At 40.2% G+C, this 10,815-nt stretch carries 5 protein-coding genes; 1 reads left to right on the top strand and 4 read right to left on the bottom strand.

Annotation, left to right across the window (positions count from 1 at the left end; genetic code table 11):
• Positions 1-220: 220 nt before the first annotated feature.
• From F1E73_RS05135 to F1E73_RS05125, 3 genes are all read right to left on the bottom strand, one after another.
• Positions 221-1,816: a RagB/SusD family nutrient uptake outer membrane protein gene (locus F1E73_RS05135; RefSeq protein WP_191088987.1), complete on the bottom strand. Its 1,596-nt coding sequence runs from the start codon at positions 1,814-1,816 to the stop codon at positions 221-223.
• Between the two features lie 15 nt (positions 1,817-1,831).
• Positions 1,832-4,843 (bottom strand): SusC/RagA family TonB-linked outer membrane protein, encoded by a 3,012-nt coding sequence (locus F1E73_RS05130; RefSeq protein WP_150451297.1) that lies wholly within the window; start codon positions 4,841-4,843, stop codon positions 1,832-1,834.
• A gap of 973 nt (positions 4,844-5,816) precedes the next feature.
• Positions 5,817-7,946: a S9 family peptidase gene (locus F1E73_RS05125; RefSeq protein WP_223883360.1), complete on the bottom strand. Its 2,130-nt coding sequence runs from the start codon at positions 7,944-7,946 to the stop codon at positions 5,817-5,819.
• Positions 7,947-8,420: 474 nt separating this feature from the next.
• Here F1E73_RS05125 and F1E73_RS05120 point away from each other — a divergent pair, with 474 nt between their 5' ends.
• A complete protein-coding gene (locus F1E73_RS05120) occupies positions 8,421-8,993 on the top strand; it encodes a sugar O-acetyltransferase (RefSeq protein ID WP_086476352.1) in 573 nt (190 codons plus the stop codon).
• A gap of 140 nt (positions 8,994-9,133) precedes the next feature.
• On the opposite strand, the gene F1E73_RS05115 is transcribed toward F1E73_RS05120, so the two are convergent.
• Positions 9,134-10,678 (bottom strand): pyruvate kinase, encoded by a 1,545-nt coding sequence (locus tag F1E73_RS05115; protein WP_150451296.1) that lies wholly within the window; start codon positions 10,676-10,678, stop codon positions 9,134-9,136.
• Positions 10,679-10,815 lie beyond the last annotated feature (137 nt).

The following is a 10,815-nucleotide window of genomic DNA, read 5'->3' as shown; positions in this document are numbered from 1 at the left end:
GGTTGCTTCTTTATTGTTTTATGATAGTGTCCAGTTTTAGGCCGTGTAATGCGTAAGGCTTGATCTTCCTATTCTAGGCATCAACCGAAACTTTCAATCAGAACGATTAGAATCAAAAAAATCCCGGAAAATTTCATTTCCGGGATTTCTATTATTAACTTACATCAAGTGCTTTGTAATCATTGCAGCACATTGTGGTAAGTACTTCGTTCCGTGCTAATTAGTACCCAGGATTATTAGGTGCCAATTTAGGGTTCTTATCAATTGCACTCTGTGGGATGGGCAATAGATTATTCTTAGGAGCTTCAAAAGAGCGGCTCTCAATCAAGTTCTCTGGCAAGGTCATATAAACATTGTAATCTCCATTAGGCTGCGTGGTTTCCAGTACTACGCCTCTCTTTGCCCCCATTAGCTCGCCATTTAGTACTTCTTTGGCGATATCCCATCGGATGATATCGTCTCTACGAAGTCCTTCCATAGCAAATTCTACCCTTCTTTCATTTCTTACCAATTCCCTTAGGCTAGACTGGGTAGCATACTTAACTCTATCAACCTTTGGCATTCCCGCTCTTTCGCGAACAGCGTCTAAGGCTTCGTATAATTCGTTGTCTATCTCATTCAATTCTACTTTTGCTTCTGCAATGGTTAATAATACTTCGGCATAACGGAAAATAAATACATCATTACCCATATTCCAGTAAGGTGCATCTGGGTTTAAATCCAAGAAAGTATTGTATTTTTTATAGTTATACCCTGTTTTAGAAGCGTTATCAGCTTTGTTGAAGTAATCATTGCTATCCTCTTCTATAGAGCGGTATACATTTCCTGCAAAAACCTGTCCTGGATAAATAATGGAAGCCCTTAGACGAGGGTCTCTATTAACAAAGGGATTTGCCGGGTCATATTCTCCTGTTAATGCTGCCTCCTCAATGGTTTTTCCATCAATCATTTCAAAGGCATCTACTAAAGATTGAGTGGGTACTACAGAGGACCATCCTCCAATACTATTTGGTAAATATGGAGTATAGTTGGTTCTGTATAAATCTGGAGTGTATTGCACTGAAAGAATCACCTCATTATTCTGCTCATTGGTTGGGTCAAAAAGACCTTCAAAAGATGGGAACAAAGAATATCCAGAAATACTATTCGCTGTCGCCAATGCATCCTTATACGCTCCAAAATACAAGTAATACCTCATCAATAAGGCCTGTGCAGCTCCTTTGGTGGCTTTACCCTGATCTGCTTCTGAGTAAGATTCAGGGAGGATATCAATAATGTCCTTCAGTTCCTCCTCAATAAATTTACGAACTTCGGATTGTAGATTTCTCGGAACCTTGGCTTCCTCTGGATGATTAAAATTCTCAAGAATTAAGGGTATATCGCCATAATTTACGGTAAGGGTATAATACTTATAAGCTCTAAGGAATCGAGCTTGAGCTTTATAAATTGCCCTGTCGGCTTCTGGAACTGCAGTTGCATTGTCGCAGTTTGCTAGAAACTCATTGCACCTATTTATGGTGCCAAAGCTGTAATAAGAGGCCCCAGGATCGGCTGCAGAAAGAATTCCATTTCCAATATTGGTCCATCCTTCCCATGGAAAGTTGTTGTAGGCGTTGTCTGAACCGGCATCCCGGTAGAATATGTTTCCAGAACTTTCAAATCCGTTGTAGCACCCAGTTAAGGCTAAATCAAGATCGTTTTTAGTTTTCCAAAAAGTGGAAGGTGAAAGGGCGTCATTTGGAGCGGTATCCAAAAAGGAATCGTCGCATGCGCTAAATACAACGGTTATTGCTAGTAAATATATTAGTTTTCTCATGTTGAGCATATCAAATTAAAATGTTAAGTTAACTCCGATTGAATTAGTCATTACCACAGGGTATCCACTACCTCTTCCTGAAGGAGCCTCAGGATCCCATCCTTTGGTGTAAGGTGTAAGGGTGTATAGGTTTTGGGCGCTATAATAAATTCTTAGGCGCGATATGTTCCACTCGTCCAAAATATCCGTTGGAACATTATAACCTAGCTGAAGGTTTTTCAACCTTAAAAAATCGGTGCTTTTCAACCAATGACTTGTGGTTGAGTTTTGAGGCATACTGGGGCCGTAAATATTATCGATAAGACGAGGAACATTGGTATTGGTATTTGTGGGGGTCCAACGGTCCATGAACAGTTTTAGCGGTTTTTGAGCGTCCCCGTTTACAGCGCCTATAGCATCCGTATCCATATACCCATAAGCACCCATTGCACCTTGGAAAAGAGCCATGAAGTCAAAATTTCTATACCCTAGACTAATATTAAAACCAAAGTTGATTGGGGGAATAGATTTCCCTAATAAAACTCTATCGTCAGCATCTACCTTCCCGTCACCCGTGGTGTCTACGTAACGAAGATCTCCTGGTTGTAATTGACTAGCGTAAATAGTATTTGTAGGCCAAGAAGCGATCTCGGATTCACTCTGGTAAAGGCCATCTGTTTTATAGCCAAACCAAGAATCGAGAGGGGTTCCTAATCTTCTGATTTTTCTCCCATTTATTACTTGATCTGTTCCTGCCAATTCTACCAACTCATTCTCGTTGTACGCAATGTTTCCGCCAAATTGAAAATCGATATCACCAAATTGATCGCGGTAATTCACGCTTATTTCAACTCCCTTGTTATCTAACTTACCAACGTTGTCGAAGAACTTCCCTAGCGCAAATTCATTTGGCGCAGGAACTTCCATGATAATACCTTCTGTTAGTTTTTTATATAAATCGATGGTAACGTCTATGTTTCCCAATACCGTAGCATCAAAGCCAAGACCGTAGGAAGTTGTTTTTTCCCAAATTAATGAAGCATTCTTCGCATTTACGATAGCTGCACCGGAATTAATAGTACTATTAAACGGATAATCCATGCCCAATGATAGCGTTGGAATAGTAGGGTAATAATCGTCCAATGCATCTTGGTTGCCTAACTGTCCCCAAGAAGCCCTAATTTTTAGGTTGCTCATGGCGTCCTTTAATCCTTCAAAGAAATTTTCTTCGGATATACGCCATCCAGCCGAGAACGATGGGAAAACACCTACTCTATTGTCTTTTGCGAAACGTGAAGAACCATCGGCTCTAACATTGGCCTCTACTAAATATTTGCCCATATAGTTGTAGTTAGCCCTACCAAACCAAGACACCATATTTAATTTACGGGTATACCCAGAGTTGGTCATGCCGCTAGTAGACCCTGCATCTAAATCTGTAAGTTCGTTGCTGGGAAAATTTTCTCTATAGGCCGAGGTGTTTTTGTAGTCGTAAGACTCTACATGATAACCTGCCAACAAATCTAAATTATGTTCTCCGTTGAATGTTGTGGAGTAGTTAGCTGTTAAATCGAAAGTATTACGTGTATTCGTGATAAATCTCTCGGTTAACTTTGTTGGTCCGTGATATTTTGAAGGGTTGTATTGCAACTCTTTGTTTAACTCAGAGTTACCCGAATCTACATTTCTATGGGATGCAGTCGCCTTTATATTAAAGCCATCGAATAAATCTAATTGTACAGATCCTATACCAACAAAGGTCTTCCGTTGGTAGTTTATCTGTGGTCCCATATCTAACCATGCAATAGGGTTACCATCCGAGATGGTTCCATAGGTGCCATCTTGATTTTTATAAGGAATCCATGGGGCAATCCTATTGACCTGTCTTATAATCTGATCTAAACCTCCACCAACATAGGCGTTGTTTGGCTCATAACGATCCATTTGACTATACGACATATTAAGGTTTGTAGTTATCCAATTCTTGGGGGTAACGGTTAAATTGATTCTTGCGTTATAATCCTTTTTTCCGGTATGCTCTATAATCCCATCCTGATTCTGATAATTTAGGGATGCGCGATAAGAGGTATATTCGGACCCGCCAGAAACAGCGAAGTTATTGGTGGTTACAAATCCGGATCCTTGGTATAAAAGATCATGCCAGTCTGTATTTGGATGTGTGAAAGGACTGCTGCCAGTGCGGAAGAGTTCCAAATCATTCTCACTAAACCTAGGTGTTTTACCACTATTGGCCAAGGCTTCGTTGTATAATATAGCGTAGTCATAAGAACCTAGATACTCTGGAAGTACGGTAGGATCTTGCCAGCCAAAATCTCCCGTATAGGTTACTGTTGGTTCTCCTGATTTTCCTGATTTGGTAGTTACCAAAATAACACCATTAGCCGCTTTAGAACCGTAAATGGCAGCCGAAGCAGCATCTTTTAATACCGAAATATTCGCGATGTCATTTGCCTGAACGTCATTTAACGAACCTTCAACCCCATCTATTAATATCATAGGCGAAGCCTGGTTAAGCGTTCCCGTACCTCTAATTCTGATGGTGCCACCGTCGTTTCCAGGCAATCCTGAAGATTGGTTTACATACACTCCAGGCAATAATCCTGAAAGTCCGGCAGATACGCTGGTTATAGGTCTAGATTCCAGCATTTTACTATCTACAGTTGCGACGGAGCCCGTGAGGTTTACTTTTTTCTGGGTACCGAAACCTACGACTACCACCTCGTCCAAAAACTCGGCATCTTCTGATAGTGATATATTGATGGTTGTTTGACCATTTACTGGTATTTGTTGTTTGGCGTATCCTAGAAAGCTAATTTCCAAGATGGCGTCTTTAGCGACATTAATGGAGTAGTTTCCGTCAAAATCACTGACTACCCCATTGGTCGTGCCAACTTCTACCACACTTGCTCCCGGAACAGGCATTTGGGTACCACTTTCGGAGACCGTTCCCGAAACGGTAATCCCATTTTGGGCAAACATAGTTGCGCCTCCCATTAGTAGAAGACATAACAATAAAAGCTTTTTCATAAATGTTGGTGTTTAAATTGATTTAATTGTTAAACATTGATTTAAAGAAACTTTTCCCTATTCATGGATCCACATCTAGTTCAATCCTTTGTCTGGTTTAGGTGGACTCAACAGATGTATATTAAATGATATTGGGAAATACCTCAACTTAAAAACAAGTAGAGGGGTAAACGATTAGCCTACCGATTTCTTTAAGTAATATTATGTGAATTAAGGCAATGCTAGAGGAACCCCTATCTAAGATAATAGCTCTTCCAAACAGGGTTTACTTTACTTCTATTTAAGTTAACCTTGCTATTTTGTTATGAAGGTGTTAATTCTCATATAGATAGATTCCTCGGTAAGGTTTAGGATGTTCTGTATACGAAAGTAAAATGCCTGATATGGGAAAGATCATGCTGGGTTCACTCAATTTCAATCTAATAACCTAAATCCGAAAAATCACCCCTATTTTGAGAATTTTTACTCCACAAAATTTCTAGGTGACCAAGATTGATAAAATGCGTGATAGAGATTGCAGTGATTGTAGGGATGCGAAATTGATAGAAATCTATCACCATGCACGATTCTTATTAAAAGAGTCCCATAATCGAGATTCTAGATTGACGTAAGAACGGGCTCGGATTTTATCCGAACTACTTTTTCACAAAGGTGAAGTAGTGTGGTTGGAAAATCCATTTTTTTACAATTAAGGGGAGAATATCTTCTTTGGAGATAACAGTTTTTATATGGTATTAAGATAATTGGATTAGAGACCTAGTACATGGAAACCTATAAAGCCAACAACTCCTATGATGCAAGTCGCTTCTAACTCCTTGCTTTTAGCATAAATGATCTTATTTAATACATAAAGTATAGCTATTTGATGGTGTCCCCTTTATGGTAGGAAGTTCTGATCTGGATAGGGAAAGTGCGTGCAAATCTAAAATTTCCTTAAGCAGGGTGTTAAATGAACTACGGCTATGTTAGACTGCTACTGATAGATCCCCTCTAGGTTTAGCAAAAAAGCGTAGACCTCGGCTATTTCCTTTAAGTAATCAAACCGTCCACTGGCGCCACCATGACCATATTCCATTTGAGTGCGGAGGAGTAAAAGATTCTCATCTGTTTTCATAGCTCGCAATTTGGCTACCCATTTTGCGGGTTCAAAGTACTGTACCTGACTATCGTGTAAGCCCGTAGTAACGAAAATATTAGGATAGTCTTTCTTTTCAATATTTTCATAAGGACTATACGATTTTATATATTGATAAGCTTCTTTGTTTTTTGGGTTGCCCCACTCATCAAATTCATTGGTGGTTAACGGGATGCTTTCATCCAGCATCGTATTTACTACATCTACAAAGGGAACTGCAGCAACAAGTCCGTTCCATAAATTGGGCGCCATATTTGCAACAGCCCCCATTAAAAGTCCGCCCGCACTGCCACCCATGGCATACAAGTGCCCTCTTGCTGTATAGTTTTCCTGAATTAAATACTCGCCGCAGTCAATGAAATCCGTAAAGGTGTTTTTCTTATTCATCAACTTCCCATCCTCATACCAAGCACGACCAAGTTCCTGCCCCCCTCTTATATGGGCTATGGCATATATAAAGCCTCTATTTAATAAGCTTAATCTAGTACTGGCAAAACGGGCATCCATGCTTGCTCCATAACTTCCATAACCAAAAAGTAATAAAGGCGATGTTCCATCTAGTTTCGTATCATTCTTATAAACTAGGGATATGGGTATTTTACTGCCGTCCTTTGCCGTGGCATATATGCGTTCTGTAGTATAGTTACTTGAATTGTATCCGCCAAGAACCTCCTCTTGTTTTAATAAGTCTTTTTCTCTGGTGTTAATGTGATAATCATAGGTGGAGGGTGGAGTGGTAAGAGAGCTATACCTATACCTCAATTTTTCGCTTTTATATTCTGGATTGGCACCTATATCTGCGGTATAGGCCGCCTCCCCAAAATCTAGATAATGCTCTGCATTATTCTCTAAATTCCTAATACGTAATTTCACAAGTCCATTTTCGCGTTCACTGATAACAATAAAGTCTTTAAACTCTTCTACTCTTTCCAACAACACCTCCTTGCGTACGGGGATGACTTCCGTCCATTGGGAGGCTTCGGTTGTATTAAGCGGACTCTCCATCAATTTAAAGTTTTTGGCGCCATCCTTGTTGGTAAGTATTAAAAATCGATCGTTTAGGGGAAGTACCTCGTATAACACATCCTTCATTCTAGGCTGAAATACTTTAAAGTCACCGTTTGGTAGATTGGCATTTATCATCCTTAACTCGGAAGACAGCGTTGCTTGGGAGTAAATAAAAATGAATTGATTGTTTTTGCTTTTATCAACCCATATATAATTGCTATTATCTTTTTCATGGTAGACCACTACGTCATTTTCAGCGTCTGCACCTAGGGTATGTCGTTTAATTTTTTCGGACAATAGGGTTGCCGGATTTTTGGAAGTATAGAAAAGTGTTTGGTTGTCATTAGCCCAGCAAGGATAGCCTGTGGTGTTTTGAATGTTGTTTTTTAGTATGGAACCCGATTCTAAATCTTTTATGTAAATCGTGTATTGCCGTCTACTTAGGGTGTCCACGCCATAAGCCAAATATTTATTATTGGGGCTCACCGCGAATCCGGAAGCTGAATAGTACGAATGTCCCTCGGCCATTTTGTCAACATCCAACAACACCTCCTCTTGGGAATCCATGCTTTCTTTTTTTCGGCAGAATTTATAATACTGTTTGCCCTCGTCTGTTCTGTAGTAATAAAAGTAGCCGTTTTTAAACACGGGTACACTTTCATCTTTTTCTTTTATTCTAGCTTTCATCTCCAAGAATAACTCAGTTTGAAAGGGTTTAGATAGGTGCATTACAGAATCTACATAATTGTTTTCTGCTCTTAAGTAGTTTAAAACCTGAGTGCTATCCGGTCCCTTTCCAAAATAGTCGTACATCCAGAAATAGTTGTCCAATACACTATCGTTATGAATAACGCGCCAGTGTTCTTTCTGTTCTGCTATGGGAGGTGTTGCATCCTGGAATTGTGCATGTACCTGAAACAGGCAGGCGAATAGCACTAATGCTGCTGAAGTTGTTTTCATTATAGTGTGTTTGGTTGCCATGTCCCACAACGATGGGATGGCAATGGTTATACGTAAATCTTTGGGGGAGGTCACTGATCTTTTACCTTGTTAATCAGAAAAAAAATGATCAATTTCAGTACAAGGAATAAAGGAATCTAAGTAGATGGGGAAATTCCTAATTCATATAAATATACGTAAAATTTGGGTTTTTACTTATTGTTAACCAGGGGCGTATCCTAATAGGTTGCCACTAATGGATTCTATAACGTACCCTGATCCTCCCTTGTGCAACATATCCTAGATTTGTTTTTAATATTCGTACCTAGTATATGGGGCATACTAGGATGTGAGGATACTTGTAGGAGACAAGTTTTATTTAGGGAGTACTGTGCTGCATTAAGCAATTTATCGAGATTTAAGCCTATTGTAATAATGGTGTAAATCTAAAGAACTATCCCTATTTTGCAGGTCATAACCTAAAAACCAACATCGGTGACCGAGAAAGAAAAGATGCTTAATGGTGCGTATTATGATTCTAGGGATGCGGAATTAATAGAAATCTATCACCATGCACGATCATTATTAAAGGAGTACAATAATTTAGACTCGAGATTGCGAGATGAGCGGGAGCGGATTCTGTCTGAACTGTTTAAGCGGAAAGGAGACGGGGTGTGGATAGAAACCCCCTTCTTTTGTGATTATGGGGAAAACATAACCATAGGCGATAACACCTTTGTTAATACCAATTGTATTTTTTTGGACAATCATACAATAACCATAGGGAAAAACGGTCTCATCGCCCCTAATGTTCAAATATATACAGCCAGCCATCCATTAAAAGCCTCGGAAAGAATCGTTGATGTAGGCCATGGGAAGCGTTACCTCACTTTTGCTCAGCCAGTTGCCATTGGTGATAATGTGTGGATAGGTGGGAATACCGTGATTTTCCCAGGCGTTACTATTGGGGACAACGTAACCATTGGCGCTGGAAGTGTGGTTACTAAAGACTTGCCCAACAATGTTTTGGCCTTTGGAAATCCCTGTGAAGTAAAACGAAAACTGTAGGGATTAGCTTTAATTTGTATTCGTTTGTGTGGTGAAGCTTCTGTTTCTTAGAGCGAGTTTACTATGTCTGTAAACAGGCATCACTCCGCTCATAACCGCTAGCGCGAGCGTCACGCTCGTGTTTTGTTATTTGTTTGGATCTAAGCTTCCTCTGTGTACTGCCCGTGGATATCTTTTAAACCTTTTTTTGCAACTTTTAAGGCTCTTAGGGTGTTCTTGGATTTTTGGGAATGGGCCTCCATGCGCCCCAATACGTTCTTTAAAGTTTGGGTGGCCTCTACTATAAAAGGACCCTTATTGAGCATTACACACTCCGCTTGGGCACTTATGGTGGCGTCGGAGATTTCTGCACGTGTGGCCATCCCTTTTTTGGCCATGGTATCCAATACTTGGGTAGCCCATACTACTGGAATCTGAGCTGCTTCACACAACCAGAGAATTTCGTTTTGCACCTCTGATATCCGTTCAAATCCTACCTCCACTGCTAAATCGCCCCTAGCAATCATTATCCCGATTTTTGGTCTTTGCATTGCTCTAAAAAGTATGGCGGGCAGGTTCTCAAAGGCGGTACTATTCTCTATTTTAAAGATTACCCCAATATCTGTATTGCCTAGTTTTTCCAGTTCACTATAAAGTAGGGAAACATCATCGGCATTTTTCACAAAGGAATAGCCAATCATATCCGAGTGCTTTATAATGAAAGGCAATAATTCTAGATCTTCGGAGGTAAGGGAAGGAAGTTCTAAATTGGTGTCGGGCAAGTTTATGCCCTTGCCGGGGCGTAATTTCTTTTTGTATGCATTTTTTATGCAAATGGTAGCGGTACCATTATTAATAGTTTCTACTACGGCTTCAAAGGTACCATCATCAAAAAATACCCGTTCCCCTACTTTAAGGTTATCTATAATCTGAGGAAGAGAGACTTCTATCAACGGGATGTTTTCGGAGAAACTTAAAACGTTAGACCCCTCGGAAAGTAGGGCGGGCTCCGGTTTTATAAGCAATAAGCGCGATGTGTTGTTTATTTCTATAAGGGGAACCGACACTAAAGACGTTTCTGGGCGGTCTTGTTTGTAGATGTTGCTGATCCGTATTTTGGGGCCCGGAAGATCCATGTAAATATGGATAGGAAGTTCGGTTTCCTTTTCCACGCTCCCAACATTCTTTAAAATTTTACTCCATAGTTCTTCGTTGCCATGGCTTAGATTTAATCGGGCAATACCCATACCCGCTTCCTGCAGCCGTTTTATGAGGTCTTTGTCCGTAGCAGCTTCATCGGGCATGGTGACCATAATTTCTGTGTCCCTTACCTTGGAGTCCACCTTAAATAGGTGGTTTGCATGCTGTACCAATAATTTCTTGCTGCCCGTAAAACCAATGGCTTCCATATCGGAATTTTGCTCCCAGGATGTACCGTTCAATAATTTCACCAGCTTCAGTGCCCCTGATATATTATCGTATACATATCCTGCGCCGCTGCCCAAAGAGGATATCCCCAATTCCGATAAACCAGCCTGAATCTCCCGAATATCGGTACTGCGCAATAATAAATAGCGATAGAGGTTTTTAGAGCTCGACCTGTATTGAGGATGTACGGAGGATGCAATGCTATTGGCAACCTTTTCCTTTTCTATGAGGGTGATATAGATTTTCTCCAGTTCCTTTTCTAGTCTTTCCAGTTCCATAATCAATACAAGTGTATGGGATCGTAATTAAGTATTTGTGCTGGTGCAAATAACGGGTTTTATTTGGATGTAAAAATACGAATATTAATTATGGAAGCTACTGGGATTGGAGGATGTGACCTTCTAAATCCTAGGGA

It is taken from the genome of Arenibacter lacus, assembly GCF_008711145.1.
GTDB lineage: Bacteria > Bacteroidota > Bacteroidia > Flavobacteriales > Flavobacteriaceae > Arenibacter > Arenibacter amylolyticus.
Note: the sequence above shows the minus strand (reverse complement) of the source record. Positions and strands in the feature narration are given on the sequence as shown.

What these genes read in the sequence shown, in the direction of transcription:
- F1E73_RS05115 (WP_150451296.1), bottom strand. Translation starts at nt 10,678, where the DNA reads ATGGAACTGGAAAGACTAGAAAAGGAACTGGAGAAAATCTATATCACC.
- F1E73_RS05125 (WP_223883360.1), bottom strand. Translation starts at nt 7,946, where the DNA reads ATGAAAACAACTTCAGCAGCATTAGTGCTATTCGCCTGCCTGTTTCAG.
- F1E73_RS05130 (WP_150451297.1), bottom strand. Translation starts at nt 4,843, where the DNA reads ATGAAAAAGCTTTTATTGTTATGTCTTCTACTAATGGGAGGCGCAACT.
- F1E73_RS05135 (WP_191088987.1), bottom strand. Translation starts at nt 1,816, where the DNA reads ATGAGAAAACTAATATATTTACTAGCAATAACCGTTGTATTTAGCGCA.